Source organism: Muriicola sp. E247, assembly GCF_041358175.1.
In the GTDB taxonomy this organism is placed as follows: domain Bacteria; phylum Bacteroidota; class Bacteroidia; order Flavobacteriales; family Flavobacteriaceae; genus Muriicola.
Window position 1 is genome coordinate 349764 of sequence record NZ_JBGKBE010000002.1, and the last position, 19515, is coordinate 369278.

The following is a 19515-nucleotide window of genomic DNA, read 5'->3' on the forward strand; positions in this document are numbered from 1 at the left end:
AGAAGGGTAATATACGGTATTGAAGTGTAAACGTCTCCAATTCGTCCGCTAACTTTTAATCGTGCGATTGAGCAAAACAAAATCTGCCATTACGAGGGCAGCCATGGCCTCAACAATGGGAACCGCCCTAGGCACAACACAGGGGTCATGCCTGCCTTTGCCTTTGGTTTGGACCAGTTCACCTTTTTTATCGATGGTCTCATAGGGCTGGATTAAGGTGGCCACAGGTTTAAAGGCCACATTAAAATAGATGTCCATCCCGTTACTTATTCCACCCTGTACTCCCCCGCTGTAATTTGTCTTAGTACTACCGTCGGTTTTATACGCATCATTGTGTTCGCTCCCTTTCATTTTTACACCTTCAAATCCGCTTCCGTATTCAAATCCCTTAACCGCATTAATAGAAAGCATGGCCTTGCCAAGCTGGGCGTGTAATTTATCGAAGACGGGTTCGCCAAGACCGAGAGGTACATTTTGTATGACTCCTGTGATTATTCCTCCAATGGTGTCCCCTTCTTTTCGGACCTCCCTGATATGGGCTTCCATCTCGGCCGCAGTTGCGGTATCCGGGCAGCGAACCGGATTAGAATCGGTTTGATTCAGGTCGAGTTCCTGATAGGTTTTATTTAAAGTAATACTTCCAACCTGAGAAACAAATGCGTTGAATTTCAAGTCTTTTAAAAATTGCTTTGCTATAGCACCCGCCACTACCCTGCAGGCAGTTTCCCTGGCAGAACTTCGGCCTCCTCCGCGATAATCGCGAATGCCGTATTTCTTGTCATAGACGTAATCTGCATGGGAAGGTCGGTAAGAATCCTTGATATGATCGTAATCTCCTGATTTCTGGTTGCTGTTAAAGATTACAAAGCCGATGGGGGTACCCGTTGTTTTTCCTTCAAAAATACCTGAAAGAAATTTTACCTGATCGGCCTCTTTGCGCTGGGTAACGATAGCCGACTGACCCGGCTTTCTCCTTTCCATTTCATATTGGATCGCATTGAGTTCGAGATGCAAATTGGGAGGGCAACCTTCGAGTATTCCGCCTATGGCTTCTCCATGGGATTCACCGAAAGTAGTAAGCTTAAAAAGAGTTCCAAATGAATTGCCGGCCATGAAAGGACATTTTAATTCCTGCTACTCGATGGCTACAGCCATCCCTTGGGGTTCAAAGATAGGTGTATTCGGTTTTGTAGCCAAAACAGAGTCGCCCTTAATCTTCACTTAACCTACGAGAAACATTCTTAATTCTAATTTAACCCATTGGAGCACAATGCTTCACTATTTCTTTGCATTCAATTATTCCATTAGGTATAATTTTGCATTGTAAAAGCAATTGGTTTGAAAAAACGTAAACCTGAGGTGGTTGTTATTTCGGATATTAATTTAGGAACCTTAGAGTCTAGGGCAGATGAGCTACTGGTATATCTCAGCAGTATAAAACCTAAAATCCTGGTGCTCAATGGAGATGTTTATGGCGACTCGGGAAATGCTTCAACAAAATTTCCTTCCAACCATATAAAAGTGATTAAAAAATTGCTGTCCATGTATTCAGACGGGACACAGATCTTCTATCTCAAAGGGGACAAGGATAAACTCTTCAGGAAATCAAATAGTCAGACCTTTGGAGATTTCACTATTGCCAGGGAATTGGTTTTAGATCTCGATGGGAAGAAAACCTGGATCCTTCATGGTGACGTATTCAAAACAAGCTTAAATCCGCCTAAATGGATGAATCCATTCAGGGATAAAAATTCTGATTTGCGGCATCCGAAAGTATTTGCAGAAAAACAAAGGGCGAAAGGCAACAGCAGGATGGTTGTGTCGCAAATTCATAAGCTTTCCACAGAGAATCAGGATGTCTCAGAAAATATGGATCTGATGGAGTTTAAAGCCGTGAAAAAAGCAATTAAAAAGGGAGTTGATACTATCATCTGCGGCCATAATCACCAGCCAGTTAAATCAATTCATGAAAACAGGAAAGGGCAATGCAAATATCTTAATTCAGGGGATTGGGTAAAGCATCTCACGGCCCTGGAATACTCTTTTAAAAGGTGGAAGTTGTACAGCTATAAACTCGATAAGCTCACTGCGTTCTATGGGGATGAAGACCTAAAATCACTTAACCAATCCCAAATTTCTCCGAATTACTGGGACCAGGTGGGAAATAAGGAAAATCCAAGAACTGCCTCCTGATTATTTAGTTATCAGAGCTCTGTTCAGAATAGTTACCGGATGAAACGACCTGCGTTGCGTGCCATCCCAAATCTGATGCCTGCAACTGGTTCCGTTGGCAACTATTAGGGTGTCAGTATCAGCCCTCTTTACAGCGGGAAAAAGCTTTAGGCCACCGATTTGCATACTGATATCATAGTGCTCTTTTTCGTACCCAAAGGATCCTGCCATTCCACAACAGCCACTATTGATGATGGTTACCCTGTAATTCTCGGGGAGATTCAGCATATCAAAGGTCACTTTTTGATTAGAGAGTGACTTCTGATGACAATGCCCGTGAATTTTGATTGTCTGAGGATCGGAAGTAAAATCTTCATGGGTAATTTTCCCATTTTCTATTTCCCGGGAAATAAACTCCTCGATCAACATACTGTTATTTGATAAAGCCCTGACTGCAGTTTCATCCAGATGGAATCGATGGTATTCATCCCGAAAACTAAGAATAGCTGAAGGTTCAAGCCCCACAATGGGAATGTCTTTTTTAGTGTATTCGGATAAGGCTTCCAGGTTCTTTTTTGCCAGAACCCGGGCCTGTCTCAAAAACCCTTTTGAAATAAATGTGCGGCCGCTTTCTCCAAAATATAAAATTATCTCATAGCCCAGGGCCTGCAAGAGGTCGATGGCATCTTTCCCAACTTCAACATCCAGGTACCTTGTGAATTCATCAATATACAACACCAGTTTTCCCTTAGGTGCTCTGTTCGATGGAGCCTTCCCCTGAAGATATGAGGTGAAATTAAATCTTTTTGCTGTGGGAATGCTTCGCTTTTCTGCAACTCCTGTCACCTTCTTTATAAGTCGGCCAAAGAGATCACTGTTTAACACCGATGAACTGAGGCGTGGAAATTTTGCGGCCAACCTATTGGCTTTTGTGTTATGCGCAAAAAGTTTATTCCGCAGGGAATAGCCGTGTGTTTCCTGATACTGGTAGAGAAATTCAGATTTCAAGGTGGCTACATCCACATTGCTGGGGCATTCACTCCCGCAGGCTTTACAGCTAAGACACAGGTCGAACACTTCTTTTAATTCTTCAGCATCAAATTTGTTCTTCTTTTCGTTGTGGGTCAGAAACTCCCTGAGTGCATTAGCCCTGCCCCTTGTGGTGTCTTTCTCCTTTCTGGTAGCATGGTAACTCGGACACATTCCTCCATTGGCCCTGGCCGTTTTACGACAGTCTCCGCTGCCATTGCACTTCTCGGCAGCCTTGAGAATCCCTTCACTGTCACTAAAGTCGAATAAGGTCTTAATCTCCGGTTCCTCCCTGTCTATCTCATATCGCAAGGACGCATCCATAGGATAGGGATCGACGATCTTCCCGGGATTAAAAATATTTCCTGGGTCAAAAACGCTCTTTACTTTTCGCAGCACTTCGTAATTCTGCTCGCCGATCATCAAAGGAATAAATTCTGCTCTTACGATCCCATCTCCGTGCTCTCCGCTAAATGAACCTTTGTATTTTTTTGTAAGATGCGCTACTTCCGTGGTTATTTTCCGAAAGAGTTCCACATCCTCCTTTTTTTTCAGATCGAGGATGGGCCTAAGGTGCAACTCCCCTGCCCCCGCATGTGCGTAATACACCGCCTCCTGCTCATAATGGCGCATGATCTCACTAAATTCTCCTATAAAGTCTTTTAGATCTTCGAGGGCAACAGCTGTGTCTTCGATGCAGGCAACGGCCTTCCTGTCTCCAACCATATTCCCCAGTAAGCCCAAACCAGCTTTACGTAGTTCGAGCGCACTATTAATTTGCTCCCCCATTAAGACCGGGTTTGCATAGCTGTTCCCTGTCTTCTTTATGGTTACCTGTAATTCTTTGAGCAAATTTTCAAGTTCTTCTTCAGTCTCAGATCGAACCTCAAGCATTAGTAAAGCGGCAGGATCTCCATTTACAAAAAAACGATTTGCCTGATGCGTTTTATTGTTTTTCGTACAGTCGAGTATCACTTTATCCATCATTTCGCAGGTGTGCAACTGATGGGTCATCACAGGGGCAACATCGGCAAGACAAGCCTCCAGGCTTAAATAATGCGTGACCACCATAGCGGATTTTGAAGGAGGCAACGAATCTAATTGCAGGGTGATTTCGGTAGAAAAGGCGAGCGTACCCTCACTTCCACTGAGTAACTGACATAGGTTTATTTCAGGCTGATTCCCTGAAAATAGCCCACTTGTGAGTAAGGCATCTACCGCGTACCCCGTGTTGCGCCTATGGATACTTTCTTTAGGAAATTCAGATTTTATATTTTTTTGTACTCTTTTGTCTGATAGTATTTTATATAATTCTTTATAAATATTTCCTTCAAGTGAATTCTGCCTTGTTTTACCTCTGTATTCTTCGGTAGTAAGGCCCCTGAACTCTGCTTCACTGCTGTCTGAGAGTATTGTTTTAAGGGAAATAACCTTATCACGAGTGACCCCGTATTGTATGGAAGTTGTGCCACTGGAATTATTACCTACCATCCCTCCTATCATACAGCGGTTGGAAGTAGAAGTATTAGGCCCGAAAAATAATCCGTGAGGCTGCAAATATGTATTGAGTTCATCCCGGATGACGCCCGGCTGAACAGTGACCTGCTTTTTTTTAAGGTCGAGGTTAAGGATTTTTGTAAAATGCCGTGAAACGTCAATGACAATACCTTCTCCCACACATTGTCCGGCCAGAGAAGTGCCGGCTGTCCTGGGTATAATGCCCAGTTGATGCTTTGAGGCAAATCTGATTAGCTTCTTGATGTCTTCATTGCTTTTTGGAAAAGCTACGGCTGAGGGAATTTTTCTATATACCGAAGCATCCGTAGCGTACAAACTCCTCGTAAGTATGTCTGTATGGAATGAGCCTTCTAAGATGTGTTCTATTTCGTGAAAGGGGATGTCAGGCAATGAAGTCATATTTAATGACTCTAAAATTAAGTTATTATTAACACCAGAACATCCTGCATTCCCTAATTTTAACAATTAAATATTCAAACTATGAAAATTTTTAAATTAACTCTATTCTTATTTTTTACAGCAACTCTGGCTTTAAGTGCCCAATCTATTTCCGATCATGCGCTTGGTCTACGTCTGGGTGATAGCGATGGTTTCGGGGCTGAGATATCATATCAGAAGTCGGTCGCAAGGGCAAACCGGGTCGAAATTGATCTGGGATGGCGAGATAGCAGAAACTTTGACGCCTTTAAACTTACCGGTATTTACCAATGGGTGCAGCCCCTGGATGGCAATTTTAACTGGTACTACGGTGTTGGTGGCGGATTGGGAAGTGTAGATTTTTCTGCAGGATCTAATGGTTCAGTTCCCGATGGAGGCCTGTTCCTATTTGGAGCCGGCGATATAGGTATCGAATACAATTTCGATATCCCATTGTTGATTTCACTCGACTTCAGACCTGAAATTGGGTTGGTGGGGTACGATGATTTCTCTGATAATTTTGATTTTGATATTGCGCTTGGACTTAGATATCAGTTCTAAGCAGAATTAAATATTTGAAGAAGCCCTTAATCACAAGCATGTGTTAAGGGCTTTTTTATTGGAATGCTTATCTCTACCTTTGCCAAAAATTTAGTAAACATGAAGAAATTATTAATTCTTTTAAGTCTCTCCCTGGCTGTTGTGGCCTGCGATTCAGTGAACGATGGTTATGTCATTGAGGGGTCTATTGAAGGAGAAAATACAGAAGGAACAGAACTTACGCTGAGAAAGTACGGAGAAAATAACCAATTGATCACCGTTGATAGTGCTGAAGTAAAGGAGGGGACATTTATGTTTAAAGGAGGGCCTGCTGAAAGTCCGGAACTCCATTATATATTCTTCGGCCGTGGACAGGAAAACATTCCGGTAATCGTGGAAAATGGAGAGATTGAAGTTAGTGCTCAAAGGGATAGTCTTAGCTATGCCAGGATCGGTGGAACTTTGCAAAATGAGTTATTCTATGATTTTCTCAAGGGGTCAAGAGTACTGAGCAGGAAAGCTTCTTCCATGAACCAGGACATGAGAGTTGCTCAGGGTAACCGGGACACGGTTACCATGAATTCCCTGAGAGAAGAGTATTTTGAACTGATGGACGAGGCGAAAGGATATGAACTGGATTATGTGAAGGACAATCCAAATGCTATTGTTTCAGCCCTCATCATTTACAGGATACTTTCTACCAAAGCTAAAACCAATGCCGAGGTTCAGGAGCTATACGATTCGCTTACTCCTGAAATAAAAGCCAGCAATGCCGGACTGAAAATCAAGGAATCCCTGGAAAAAGAGGCCAATACCTCCATCGGAGCAAAAGCGCCTAATTTTTCAGCCCCCTCCCCGGAAGGAGAAGAGCTCGCCCTAAATGATGTTCTTGGAAAAGTAACCATTGTTGATTTTTGGGCGGCCTGGTGTAAGCCCTGTAGAGCAGAAAATCCAAATATCGTCAATGTATACAATACCTATAAGGATAAAGGCCTTAGTATTCTGGGTGTTTCACTAGACAGGAATGCCGAGGACTGGAAAAAGGCTATTGAGGCTGACGGGCTCGACTGGCATCATGTGTCTAACGTGCAATTTTTTGATGAGATTGCTAAATTGTATAATGTTGATGCTATCCCTGCATCTTTTATCCTCGATGAGAATGGTGTAATTGTAGCAAAAAATTTAAGAGGTCCTGCCCTGGGACAAAAAATTGGAGAATTGCTGCAGTAAAGAAATTAAACAAAAGAAAAACCCTGATGCTTTAAAACATCAGGGTTTTTTTATGAGGTGTTTTCTAGTTAAAATTTACTCTGTACATCCACAAATTCTCCAACTATGGTCACGTTATCTTCAATATCAACTTCTCCAAAGATGTTTACAACAGAGTCATTACCCAGGAATTCAATTGTTGCTCCTTCCTTAAGCTCCAAATCTCCATAGATAGTAAGGTTGCCTTCAATCCTGAGCGTTGCCCCGGGTTCAACCTGGATTTTCTTTCGTCTTCTGTTCTTCCCGACGGTGAGGGAACCACTCATTTCCAACAATGCACCTTCCTTAATATCAACATCGTTACTTACAGTCCACGTTCCACACATCAGAAGTTGTCCTTCCACCTTTATAGAATTAAAGCTCTTGGCCCCGCTAAAAGCTATGTCATCACCTTCATTGATAACCAACTTGGCAGACCCTTCGTATTCTATAAGTGATGAACACTGAGCTGCAAGACCTAAAGACAAACGGTTGAGTTTGATAATCTGCAGACCCTCCTGTCCGGAGGCGGCAAAAGCATAATCACCTCGTGTTTGCACGAAATTAATAGAGCCATCTAACTGTATCACACCATAAGGTTTAGTTAAATCTCCTGTATCATCTGAAACAGACAGACCAGCTCCACCATTGGCCATCAGGACCATTTCCTCATTAAAAGCCACGGCGTTATTGACTACATCTCCGGTGGGCGGGTTCAATGGATCGATGATAATAGGAATATATTGCAATAATGATCCAGTGTCATAGGAGTACACTCCGGCACCTTTGGCACCTTCTGCAACGATGATCTTGTCACCGTCAAAATCAATCGTCCTTTTTGTATTTATACCAAAATCAGAATCTATTGCTATCTCATCTTTCAATTTAAGATTATCATCCAGCACACGGATTCCCATGCTTGCATCAAGCAAGGCAATCCTATTGTCAAAGAATGCCAGTGACCGGAGATCTAAATAACTCTCTTCTTTTTTGACTTCCAGATCTTTGGTGTCGTATACGGTTACACTTCCATCTTGACCACTGGTTACAAAAGCCTCGTTTTTATCTATGACAATATCAGTCGCATTGTCTCCGGGTTGGAATCCGTAGAGAATCCCGGCATCGACATCCATTACACCTCCAAAAACCGGGATTTTTGTAATGAACGAATTAGATGCTGCTGTAAATGATGCAGTTGCATCCAGACCACCCACTGCATATAAAAATCCATCTTTGAATTGGAGCGAATTGATATCGGCATTAGTATAAACCACTCTTGAAGTGAGCTGTGGGTCATTTGGATCGGTAACATCCACGATGTCGATTGCTCCGGCATAATCTTCTCCTGCCGTATTATAGGCTACATAGGCAAAATCATCCTCAACAAATACATGTGCCGCTGTGAGGGAGGTAATTGAACCGTAAGTCGGCGGATTCACCTGTCCAATTAAAACCATGGGATAATTTCCGGCTGGATCTTCCGCGGCTTTTGAGGTGCGTTTTCCTGAGTAATTCTCATCAATTGTAATATCGAGAACCCCCGCATTTTCAAATGATACACTGCCTGCCAGTGTAACGGCGTCGTTTTCTTCTAAGATACTGGATTGTTGTTCGTCAATAAAAATAGTGGTTTCGTCACTACAGGAAACCATAAACAAGACGGTAGATAGAAATATCAGATATATTTCTTTTCTCATAAGTAGGTAATTTTGTTTGCAGTTTGGGCACTACATAAACGGCGAAATAACGAAAAAAGTATGGTGAAATCTAAAAAATTAGACAAGCTACATCATTTAACGGCAAGACCAATCATACAAGGGCTTCAGCAGGCTGTTAAAGTCAGATTTTTCCTAACTTCTCAAGAGCGAAGAGCATGAGGATAGGTAAAGCCAATAAAATGACCATTAATGTGTCAGTTGCAAACAGCGAAGGCATAAAAAGAAGGGTGGTGAAATAGCCTCCAATAGCTCCTCCGAAATGGGCAGTATGGCCTATATTTCCAAGCCTCTTTTTCATACCATAAATGGAATACAACATATAGAGTATACCCAGAATATAAGCTGGCAAAGGAATTGGAATAAACATAAGGGCAAGCTGCATATCGGGTTGAAGGAGGATGGCAGCATACAGAATGCCTGTTACGGCTCCACTTGCACCAACGGCACTGTAGTAAGGTTCTTTCTTATGAAAAAACAGGGCAAGGAGGCTCCCGGCTAGTAAACTCACAAAATAAATGAGGAGGAACTTTGCGGGACCGAACCATCGAATTACTACGTCTGCAAAGAAGTAGAGTGTAAACATATTGAGAAAGAGGTGGGAAAGATCAACATGTAAAAACCCCGATGTGACCATCCTGTCTTTCTGCCCGGCCTGAATGGCTCCAATCCCGAACTTATAACGTTCAAAAAAGTTAATATCCTTAAATCCTCTGAGGGAAACCACAACATTTGCTGCGATTATGGCTAAAGTTGCCCAATGTAGATTCATATAGAAGCGACTGTTTTAAGAGGTCCAAATATAGCTATATTTGCACATAGTTTATATGCATGCAATTAGTTGTATTTCTCCTGGCCTACCCTGTTTTAAGGCTGATATCAATTCTCCCGAAACCCCTTTTCTACGGCTTTTCTGACATTGCCTTTGTTTTGATCTTTTATCTTGCCAGGTACCGGAGGAAGGTAGTTCAGGAAAATTTACGCCTTGCCCTGCCTGAACTTTCAGAGGAAGAGAGAAGGCAGGTTGAAAAGAAGTTTTACCGTCATCTCTGCGACTTGTTCCTGGAAATGGTAAAGACTATGGATCTTTCAAAAAAAGAGGTCGCTGAGAGATACCACATTATAAATCCCGAACTCATTCAAAATCTCGAGAAGGAAAGGAGTGTTCTGGTATTGTGTACCCACTATGCTAACTGGGAATGGAATACCAGCATAAATAATGTTGTCACTTCCAGAGGATTTGCCATCTATCAGAAGATAGGGAATAAGTATTTCGACCGACTGATCAAGAAAATCCGAGCTAAATGGAATACCGATCCCATCGAACAGAAAAATACAGTAAAGCGGATGTATGAAAATGAGCGCAACGGGGTACGAGGTATTTACGGTATAGTCAATGATCAGTCGCCTATGATGAGCAGGGCTCAGTACTGGAGTCCGTTTATGGGGATTACCGTGCCTATTTTTGTAGGAGCTGAATCCCTTGCAAAAAAATTAGATTTAGCTACCGTATTTCTCAAGGTTACCAAAGTAAAACGAGGCTATTATCAGGCAGAATTCATTCCGATCAATGACAAGGGTAGTACGGCCGGGGAACATGAAATCACTGAGAAATTTCTTCGCCTGTCAGAACAACAGATAAGGGAGCAGCCCGAATATTATCTATGGACGCACAGGAGGTGGAAGCACAAAGACAAAGCCCCGCAAGCTTAAGACTAGCTTAACGAGAAATTGAGTCAATTTCGTCCATGATTCGTTTAGCCAGGGAATCTGCACTTTTCTGTGATGGTGCCTCTGTATAGACCCTGATGATCGGTTCCGTATTCGATTTGCGCAGATGTACCCATGAATCACTAAAATCGATCTTGACTCCGTCGATGGTATTTACGTCTTCCTTTTTGTACTTGTCTGCCATTACCTCAAGGATCTTATCCACATCAATCCCGGGAGTGAGTTCTATTTTTTTCTTACTCATAAAATATGAGGGATAACTCGCTTTTAACTCACTTACCTTCCCCCCTCGTTCAGCCATCAGCATTAAGAATAAAGCAGTTCCTACGAGGGCATCGCGACCGTAATGACTCTCAGGGTAGATAATCCCCCCGTTTCCTTCTCCTCCAATAATGGCATTTGACGACTTCATCTGGGCAACTACATTTACTTCCCCCACTGCTGCGGCAGTATAATTTCCACCGTGCTTTTCGGTGATATCCCTGAGAGCACGTGTGGACGAAAGATTGGAAACGGTATTTCCTGGTGTTTTGCTGAGCACGTAATCTGCACAAGCCACCAGCGTATATTCTTCTCCGAACATTTCCCCATCCTCAGAAATAAAAGCCAGACGGTCTACATCAGGATCGACAACAAGGCCGAAATCGGCTTTTTCCTTTACAACCAAATCACAAATATCTTTCAGGTGTTCTTTCAAAGGCTCGGGATTATGAGGAAAATGGCCTGTGGGATCGCAATAAAGTTCTACAACTTCCACCCCAAGCTCTTTTAATAACTTGGGCATCACTATCCCTCCTGAAGAATTCACCCCATCTACTACTACTTTAAATCCGGCTTTGGCAATGGTATCCCTGTCTATCAGGGATAAATTGAGTACTTCATCGATATGGATATCCAGATAGGAATCATTAGCGGTTAGCTTCCCCAATTCATCTACTTCAGCAAAATTGAAATCTTCTGCTTCGGCCAGGGTTAAAATGAGCTCCCCTTCTGCGGCATTGAGGAATTCTCCACGCGCATTGAGCAACTTAAGGGCATTCCATTGTTTGGGATTATGGCTGGCCGTAAGTATGATGCCTCCGTCTGCTTTTTCAAGAGGCACTGCGATCTCAACAGTGGGTGTGGTGGAAAGTCCAAGATCAATAACGTCAATCCCCATTCCGAGCAAGGTATATACCACGAGGGACTGGATCATTTCACCCGAAATACGGGCATCTCGGCCAATGACAATTTTAAGATGCTTGTTGTCGTTTTGCTTCTTCAAAAAAGCCCCGTAGGCCGCGGCAAACTTTACGGCATCAATGGGTGTTAAGTTGGTGCCGGGTTCTCCCCCAATGGTTCCGCGAATCCCAGAAATGGATTTGATTAGTGTCATAATTCTTGAAAAGTTTTTGCAAATATAAAGGTATAGGTTAGTTTCCAGCCTCCTTCTTTGTAAATTCGACTGATGAACTTTCTCGCTCATATATTTTTGTCCTTTAACGATGAAGAGATCAGTATTGGGAATTTCATCGCTGACAGTATTAGGGGTAATCGCTATGGGCATTTTCCTGAACGTATTCAGCAGGGCATTGTTCTGCACAGGGCCATAGATACCTTCACCGATGCACACCCCACCCACAAACAGAGCAGTAAACGACTCCACCCAAATCAGGGTCATTACAGCAGGGTGGTTGTCGATGTGTTTTACGATCATTTTCTGGCTAAAAACTGGAACAGGTACTCTGAAGTGGAATTAGAACATTTTGCGGCAGAATTCTACAGCCTTCTAAAAAGTCGATATCCTATTTTACCTGAACCTACAAGACATTTGATGCCATACATGATTCGGGATAACTGGCTTTATAATTATGCTACAGTGGATGGAATTGACAAGGTGTTGAACGGACTGTACAGAAGGACGGGGAGTAAGAGCAATATGAACAAAGCTGTTCTCGATCTTCAATTGCACTATGATCTTTTTGAAGCAGAATTCTCCCTCTTCTTTGAAGATTTAATTATCTTTTCCCGGGAGAAATTTAATTCCCTCAATAATCCTTGAACTATATGATAAATACATCATTGTCTGGCCACAACCTTTTGAGAAGGCCTCTTTTTATTGCTGTTTTATTCTTACTACTAATCACGGGTGTACAATGCAGGCGAGCTCCGGCATCGCCAACCGGCTTAGTTACAGAAAAGGCGATGGTGGTTTCTGCGCGAGAAGAGGCCTCTGAAATCGGAATATCTATATTACAAGAAGGAGGCAATGCATTTGACGCCATGGTCGCCACAGAACTCGCCCTGGCTGTCACTTATCCCTATGCCGGCAATCTGGGTGGCGGAGGATTTATGGTTTATCGAAAATCGAATGGCGATGTAGGGGCCCTTGATTACAGGGAAAAGGCCCCACTCTCTGCTACAGCGGATATGTACCTCGATTCACTTGGAAATGTGATTCCCGGGAAGAGTACAAAAGGGGCAACAGCGGTAGGAGTACCAGGTACTATAGCGGGTGTCTTTGAGGTTCATGAAAAAATGGGCAGTCTGCCACTAGAAAAGATACTCCAACCCGTGATAGCTCTGGCGGAAAAGGGAGTTATTGTAACCGAAAACCAGGAAAATCGCCTGGAGAGATACAGGGAGCAGATTATTGAAATAAGTGGAGAAGAAACATTTTTCTACACCAAATGCCGGGTTGGAGACACCTTGAAATACCCAAGTCTGGCAAATACGCTGAGGAGAATTATGAAAAATGGCAGAGATGAATTTTACAAAGGGGAAACTGCAAAAAAACTAGCTGCATTTATTCAGGAGAGAGGTGGATATATTACCGAAGAGGATCTTGCAAAATACGAGGCCGTCTGGAGACAACCGGTCATTTTTAATTACAAAGACCTTCGCATTATCAGTATGAGTCCGCCCAGCAGCGGGGGTGTTACCATCAATCAGATATTTAAAATGATCGAACCTTATGACATCGGAGAATTAGGGCACAACTCAGGAGAAGCCATACAGTTGCTAACCGAAGCTTTTAGGCGGGCCTATGCCGATCGGAACTACTATTTGGGGGATCCCGATTTTGTTGAAATTCCATTAGATTTTTTGTTGAAAGAAGATTACCTGCAACAGCGTATGGAGGATTTTACTTTCGAAAAAGCAACCAAGTCTGAAGCAGTCTCCCACGGAACAGTTGAGATCCTTGAGAGTGATGAAACCACACATTATTCAATCGTCGATGAAATGGGAAACGCAGTATCCGTTACCACAACCCTCAATGGCGCCTATGGTTCTAAATTATATTGTGACGAACTCGGCTTTTTCCTGAATAACGAGATGGACGATTTCAGTTCAAAACCGGGGGTGCCAAATATGTTCGGTCTCATCGGGGCGGAAGCCAACAGTATTAAGTCAGAAAAAAGAATGCTGAGCAGTATGACCCCCACTATTGTGGAAAAGGACGGTAAACTTTGGCTGGTTGTGGGAACCCCCGGAGGATCAACTATTATTACTGCGGTGGCACAGACCATTATAAACACTTATGAGTTCAACCTCAGTATGCAGCAAGCTGTTGAGGCCCCAAGATTTCATCATCAGTGGCTGCCCGATTATATCATATTTGAACCCGATGGCTTCCCTGAAAGCACCAAGGAATTCCTTAGAACAAAGGGTTACAAAATCAATGAAGAACGCACTCCGGTTATAGGGAAGGTAGATGCGATAAGGATACTCCCTGATGGCAGGATGGAAGGAGGTGCCGATCCCAGAGGAGATGATACTGCCGTAGGGTATTAATAAAGTTAAACGAATTTAAGTCTTAGTTATGCCCCGCTGGATTAAACGAACTTTGGGAATTATATTATTGCTTGTACTCCTGTTAACGGGGATCTATCTGGCCTTCTTCAACCAAGCCGTGCCTGTGGGGCATTCCGCACAACAAGCAGATGAACTCGCGATGAAAATGCTCCAGGCCCTCAATAATGAAGCCTATCGCGAAACCCGATATCTGGAATGGTCATACAGAAGAGGAAGCAACAAATACCTCTGGGATAAGAAAAACGGAGTAGTAGAAATGTCCTGGGACGAATACTGGGGTAAAATCGACCTGGTAAATCCACAAAACAGCATCATCAAGGACCAGGGGAAGCCTGTGGAAGGAGATATAAAACAAAATTTGGTCAGACAGGCGATATCCAATTTCAACAATGATTCTTTCTGGCTTGTGGCCCCATTTAAGATATTTGATAAAGGAACCGAGCGTGCCCTTGTTGATATGGAAGATGGACAAACCGGATTACGGGTCACCTATACCAGCGGAGGGGATACCCCAGGAGACACTTATCTCTGGGAGCTCAACAAGGATTACATACCTGTAAAGTTTAGTATGTGGGTTCAGATTTTACCCCTAAAAGGGCTGGAAGCTACTTGGGAAGGCTGGCAGACTGCTGAAAGCGGTGTTTTGCTTCCCCAGTATCACAAGGTGGGACCTTTAACACTCGATTTGGGCACAGTAAAGGGAAGAAGAGACTAAGCTTTTAGTTGCTTCTTTAAATCTTCCATGGATTGCTGAAGCTGGCGGAGGAGGCCGTTCTCTGTAGTGGCGTCCACACCGAAGGTGATTTTACTACTCACCTGCCATAATTCCTGAATCTGATAGGGTTCAATTTCGTATGGCGGATAGGTTTCGTTAAGGGAAATTAAGATGACCTTGTTGGTATTGGGCGGGCGTTCAATCTTTTTTACCATCACAGAATCCTGAAGTACAACAACATAAATTTTATTGCTACTCACGTCACTCAGGTCCTCAACGGCTTTGGCGAGTACCCATTCCCCGGGTTTAAGGTTGGGGAGCATACTATCCCCTTCTACCTGAAAGCCACGGTATGTGGCATTTCGAAACTCGGGAATAGGCAGGTCAAAAGCGGGTAATTGGCGATACCAGCTGGTGTCGTGTATATTCTGTGGGTAGCCGGCCGCAGCCTTGGCATTGACCAGAACCATATTCTCCTTATCAGCGCTGTCAACGGTAACTACCTTGGGAATAACACTAGTATTGGAGGCTTCAATATATTGTTGATCACTCTCTCCGTAGAGCCACAGAGGATTTATTTTAAACTGTTTCAACAAGGTTGCCACTACCTTTCCCGATAGTTTTGTGCGACCCCTTTCAATGTCGGCTGTTGTATTTGACACACCGAGTAAAGAGGCAAATTCTGCCTGTGTATATCCTAATTCACGTCTTAAATCAGTAAACCTTTTGATGGTAAGTTCATTTTCCATTTCGCAATTGTTTTACAGGCTAAAAAAATATATTGATGTTCTCAAAGATACAGAAATTGGAATATATCCAAAATAAAATTAGGATTATTTCCATAATATGGAATATATCCATATATTTGGATTATATACAAATACAGTTGAGTTGTTCTAATTTAATACGCTACAAAAATGAAAGAGAAAACTGGCACTTATTATTACGACGGGAGTTTTAACGGCTTTCTTACCCTATTAGATGAAGTAAAATATACAGGAGTTCATCCTACGGCCATCGTTAAATTGAAAGATCAGCAGGCGGCACTGTTTCCAGAACCTAATTATGTTGCTACCCGACTGGAAGATGCGAAACAAATATGGAATGGATTAAGATCCCAGAATTACAGTGCTTTAAAGACCTTGTATTTTGCTTTTTTAAGTGAGGAGGAAGAGATTGAAATTCAATTGTACAATTTCTATATATCGTGGCAAAAACAGAGAGGGGAAGAAAAAATACCGGATATCGCAACAGCTACTGCCAGGATATATCAACTGGCAAGTTTGGTGGAAAAAGAAAAAAGAGCTGTGGAACGATTTCTCGTAGCCGGGGACTTTCCGGGAACTACATATGTTAGATTTATAAAACCAAAATTCAATATACTTCCTTTGATTTCCAGGTATTTTAGAACCAGATACAGGAATGATGAATGGCTGATCTGTGATATAAACCGAAGCTACGGCCTGCAGCATCAAAGCGGGAGCCTCGCTTTTGTATCTATCAATCCTGAACAACTCAGGAATAATACTGATGATAATACGCTTACCTCCTCCCCTGTTTATAAAAAGAAAAGAAGAAAAAGAAGCCTCGAAGTACTGGCATGATTTTTAACGATTGCTCATAGCATATATGCTTTTTATACGCTTGTGGCAGATCCTTCGGGTCTTATGAAGTTTATAAAATATCTTTAAATAGTTTTAACAGAGGTGAGATATAGGTCGCTTCGTTTTTAATCTTCAAAAGAGTACCTTTGCAACTTTGCCTTATTGCATGACCGATTTCGAAGAATTTATTGAAGTTAAAGGGGCTCGAGTTCACAATCTCAAGGATATCGATGTATGTATTCCCAGGGAAAAACTTGTTGTGATAACAGGCTTGTCGGGGAGTGGTAAATCCTCCTTGGCATTTGACACCATTTATGCTGAAGGACAAAGGCGTTATATTGAAACCTTTTCTGCCTATGCCAGGCAATTTTTGGGCGGACTCGAACGGCCTGATGTAGATAAAATTGATGGCTTATCACCGGTGATTGCCATTGAGCAAAAAACGACTTCCAAATCCCCAAGATCAACCGTAGGAACTATTACTGAGATTTACGACTTCCTGAGATTACTTTACGCCAGGGCAGCGGATGCCTATAGTTTTAATACCGGGGAGAAAATGGTAAGCTATTCAGATGAGCAAATCAGGGAGCTAATCCTCTCTTCCTTTGCCGGTCAGCGTATCAACATCCTGGCACCGGTGGTTAAATCAAGAAAGGGACATTACAGGGAATTATTTGAGCAAATTGCCAAACAGGGTTTTATCAAGGTGCGGGTCGATGGGGAACTCCTGGATCTGCAGAAAGGCATGAAGGTCGATCGATATAAAACCCATGATATAGAGATTGTTGTGGATCGACTCGCCATAAGTGCAGATGCAGATCTGGAAAAGCGATTGGCTGAATCGATAAATACCGCCATGTACAGCGGAAATGATACTCTGATGGTTCTGGCTGAAGGGGAAACCGAACCACGATATTTCAGTAGAGATCTGATGTGCCCCACAACCGGAATCTCCTACCCCAGTCCAGAGCCCAACACCTTTTCATTTAATTCCCCGAAAGGAATGTGTGATGAATGCAATGGCCTAGGACACACATATGAGATCAACGAGAATAAGATTTTCCCCAATAGAAAACTCTCTATTTCCGGAGGGGGAATTGCTCCCCTCGGTGAATACAAGAAATCATGGGCCTTTAAACAACTGGAAACAATAGCCAGGCGTTTCAACTTTGAACTCACCGATCCCATAGAAAATATTCCCGATGAAGCGATGGAAATTATTCTTCGCGGAGGAGAAGAACGGTTTACCTTAGATTCGAAATCCCTTGGCGTAAAACGGGAATACAGCATCGACTATGAAGGTATTGCCAATTTTATCCGAAGTCAGTTCAGCAGCTCCGATTCCACTTCGATAAAGCGGTGGGCAAAAGAGTACATGGACAAAATTCAATGTCCTGAGTGTAAGGGGTCCCGGTTAAAAAAAGCTTCCCTTAATTTCAAAATAGGAGATAAAAACATCGCTGAACTTGCCGCCCTCGATATAGCTGAATTGGCTACATTTTTTAAGGGTCTTGAGAATACGCTGGAGGGAAATCAAAAGATTATTGCTGAAGAAATTATCAAAGAAATCAGCAGCCGGATTCAGTTTTTGCTCGATGTTGGCCTGGACTACCTTTCGTTGAACAGAAGTTCCAAATCACTTTCGGGTGGTGAGGCTCAGCGAATCAGATTGGCAACCCAAATAGGCTCCCAGCTGGTAGGGGTATTGTATATCCTCGATGAACCTAGTATAGGATTACATCAGCGGGATAACGGACGCCTTATAAAATCCCTGGAAGCCCTGAGGGATATTGGAAATTCGATTATTGTGGTGGAACATGACAAGGATATGATTGAAAGTGCAGACCACGTCATCGACATCGGCCCCCTGGCCGGAAAACACGGGGGTGAAATTATCTCAGAAGGAACACCGACTGAATTGAAACAGCATCAGACTCTGACTGCAGACTATCTCACCGGGAAAAAGGAGATCCCTATTCCTCAAAAACGCAGGAAAGGAAATGGGAATGATATTATCCTTGAAGGATGTACAGGGAATAACCTAAAAAACATTACAGCTCGCTTTCCCCTGGGTAAAATGATTGGCGTAACCGGCGTCTCGGGTAGCGGAAAATCAACCCTTGTCAATGAGACCCTCTACCCTATTATGAATGCGCATTACTTCAATGGGGTGAAAAAACCGATGCCTTATAAAAAGATTAGTGGACTGGAGCATATAGACAAGGTCATCGATATTAATCAGTCTCCTATTGGAAGAACCCCAAGGTCAAATCCTGCTACCTACACGGGTGTCTTTAGTGAGATCAGAGCATTGTTTACCAAAACACCAGAAGCCGCTATAAGGGGCTATAAACCGGGTAGATTTAGCTTCAATGTAAAAGGCGGACGATGTGAAACCTGCCAGGGAGGCGGACTTCGGGTGATCGAAATGAATTTCCTGCCTGATGTATATGTGGAATGTGAAACCTGCAACGGGAAACGATTTAACAGAGAAACCCTTGAAATACGCTACAAGGGGAAATCGATAGCTGATGTACTGGAGATGACCATTGACGAAGCCGTCAGTTTTTTTGAAAATATACCTAAGATTCACAGAAAGTTAAAGACGATACAGGATGTTGGACTAGGCTATATTTCCCTCGGACAACAATCAACCACCCTCTCCGGAGGTGAAGCGCAAAGGGTGAAACTGGCAACAGAACTTTCCAAGCGCGATACAGGTAATACCTTTTATATTTTGGATGAACCTACGACCGGACTTCATTTTGAAGATATCCGTGTCTTAATGGAGGTGCTCAACCGTCTCGTAGATAAAGGGAACACTATTCTTATCATCGAACACAATATGGATGTGATAAAAATGGTAGATCATATTATCGACATCGGTCATGAAGGTGGGCGAGGTGGCGGATCTATTGTTGCAGAAGGCACTCCCGAGGAAGTGGCACTTCACGATAAAAGTTTTACGGCCCAGTATTTAAAAAAAGAATTGGACCTTGCCGTAAGTCATTCACAATAGTTTTACGACATT

At 42.9% G+C, this 19515-nt stretch carries 15 protein-coding genes; 9 read left to right on the top strand and 6 right to left on the bottom strand.

Translation table 11 applies throughout. The features are described from left to right. Window positions 1–48: 48 nt before the first annotated feature. Complete coding sequence (gene aroC / locus ACA086_RS05230) at window positions 49–1113, bottom strand: chorismate synthase (protein ID WP_371002293.1); 1065 nt, start codon at window positions 1111–1113, stop codon at window positions 49–51. A gap of 225 nt (window positions 1114–1338) precedes the next feature. Between aroC and ACA086_RS05235 the strand changes: the two genes are divergently transcribed. After that, window positions 1339–2193 (top strand): UDP-2,3-diacylglucosamine diphosphatase, encoded by an 855-nt coding sequence (locus tag ACA086_RS05235; RefSeq protein WP_371002294.1) that lies wholly within the window; start codon window positions 1339–1341, stop codon window positions 2191–2193. On the opposite strand, the gene ACA086_RS05240 is transcribed toward ACA086_RS05235, so the two are convergent. Next, on the bottom strand, window positions 2194–5118 hold the full coding sequence (locus tag ACA086_RS05240) for an FAD-binding and (Fe-S)-binding domain-containing protein (RefSeq protein WP_371002295.1): 2925 nt from the start codon (window positions 5116–5118) through the stop codon (window positions 2194–2196). 81 nt (window positions 5119–5199) lie between these two features. Here ACA086_RS05240 and ACA086_RS05245 point away from each other — a divergent pair, with 81 nt between their 5' ends. Both ACA086_RS05245 and ACA086_RS05250 read left to right on the top strand, forming a co-directional pair. Beyond that, complete coding sequence (locus ACA086_RS05245; RefSeq protein ID WP_369749297.1) at window positions 5200–5697, top strand: hypothetical protein; 498 nt, start codon at window positions 5200–5202, stop codon at window positions 5695–5697. A 99-nt stretch (window positions 5698–5796) separates the two neighbouring features. After that, window positions 5797–6906, top strand: coding sequence for a redoxin domain-containing protein (locus ACA086_RS05250; RefSeq protein ID WP_371002296.1), 1110 nt, complete (start codon window positions 5797–5799; stop codon window positions 6904–6906). 68 nt (window positions 6907–6974) lie between these two features. Here the strand turns inward: ACA086_RS05250 and ACA086_RS05255 are convergent, their stop codons facing one another. Together ACA086_RS05255 and ACA086_RS05260 are read right to left on the bottom strand one after the other, a co-directional pair. Continuing rightward, window positions 6975–8621, bottom strand: coding sequence for a hypothetical protein (locus ACA086_RS05255; RefSeq protein WP_371002297.1), 1647 nt, complete (start codon window positions 8619–8621; stop codon window positions 6975–6977). Between the two features lie 142 nt (window positions 8622–8763). Further along, window positions 8764–9411, bottom strand: a complete 648-nt coding sequence (locus ACA086_RS05260) for a rhomboid family intramembrane serine protease (protein ID WP_371002298.1) — start codon at window positions 9409–9411, stop codon at window positions 8764–8766. Window positions 9412–9470: 59 nt separating this feature from the next. Between ACA086_RS05260 and ACA086_RS05265 the strand changes: the two genes are divergently transcribed. Beyond that, complete coding sequence (locus ACA086_RS05265; protein ID WP_371002299.1) at window positions 9471–10352, top strand: lysophospholipid acyltransferase family protein; 882 nt, start codon at window positions 9471–9473, stop codon at window positions 10350–10352. A 7-nt stretch (window positions 10353–10359) separates the two neighbouring features. Here ACA086_RS05265 and glmM read toward each other — a convergent pair whose 3' ends face one another. After that, a complete protein-coding gene (glmM, locus tag ACA086_RS05270; protein ID WP_371002300.1) occupies window positions 10360–11745 on the bottom strand; it encodes a phosphoglucosamine mutase in 1386 nt (461 codons plus the stop codon). Window positions 11746–11817: 72 nt separating this feature from the next. On the opposite strand from glmM, the gene ACA086_RS05275 reads away from it, so the two are divergent. The 3 genes from ACA086_RS05275 to ACA086_RS05285 are packed head-to-tail and all read left to right on the top strand — an operon-like array spanning window position 11818 to window position 14880. Further along, window positions 11818–12411: an ACP phosphodiesterase gene (locus ACA086_RS05275; RefSeq protein ID WP_371002301.1), complete on the top strand. Its 594-nt coding sequence runs from the start codon at window positions 11818–11820 to the stop codon at window positions 12409–12411. A 5-nt stretch (window positions 12412–12416) separates the two neighbouring features. Further along, window positions 12417–14144, top strand: a complete 1728-nt coding sequence (gene ggt / locus ACA086_RS05280) for a gamma-glutamyltransferase (RefSeq protein ID WP_371002302.1) — start codon at window positions 12417–12419, stop codon at window positions 14142–14144. A gap of 28 nt (window positions 14145–14172) precedes the next feature. Further along, complete coding sequence (locus ACA086_RS05285) at window positions 14173–14880, top strand: hypothetical protein (RefSeq protein WP_371002303.1); 708 nt, start codon at window positions 14173–14175, stop codon at window positions 14878–14880. Here ACA086_RS05285 and ACA086_RS05290 read toward each other — a convergent pair. Then, window positions 14877–15629 carry an XRE family transcriptional regulator gene (locus tag ACA086_RS05290; RefSeq protein ID WP_371002304.1) on the bottom strand — a complete coding sequence of 251 codons (753 nt, stop codon included), beginning with the start codon at window positions 15627–15629 and terminating at the stop codon, window positions 14877–14879. The genes ACA086_RS05285 and ACA086_RS05290 overlap by 4 nt on opposite strands. Window positions 15630–15797: 168 nt before the next feature. On the opposite strand from ACA086_RS05290, the gene ACA086_RS05295 reads away from it, so the two are divergent. Both ACA086_RS05295 and uvrA read left to right on the top strand, forming a co-directional pair. Beyond that, window positions 15798–16484 (top strand): DUF4130 domain-containing protein, encoded by a 687-nt coding sequence (locus ACA086_RS05295; protein ID WP_371002305.1) that lies wholly within the window; start codon window positions 15798–15800, stop codon window positions 16482–16484. Between the two features lie 166 nt (window positions 16485–16650). Next, on the top strand, window positions 16651–19503 hold the full coding sequence (gene uvrA / locus ACA086_RS05300) for an excinuclease ABC subunit UvrA (protein ID WP_371002306.1): 2853 nt from the start codon (window positions 16651–16653) through the stop codon (window positions 19501–19503). The last annotated feature ends 12 nt before the right edge of the window (window positions 19504–19515 follow it).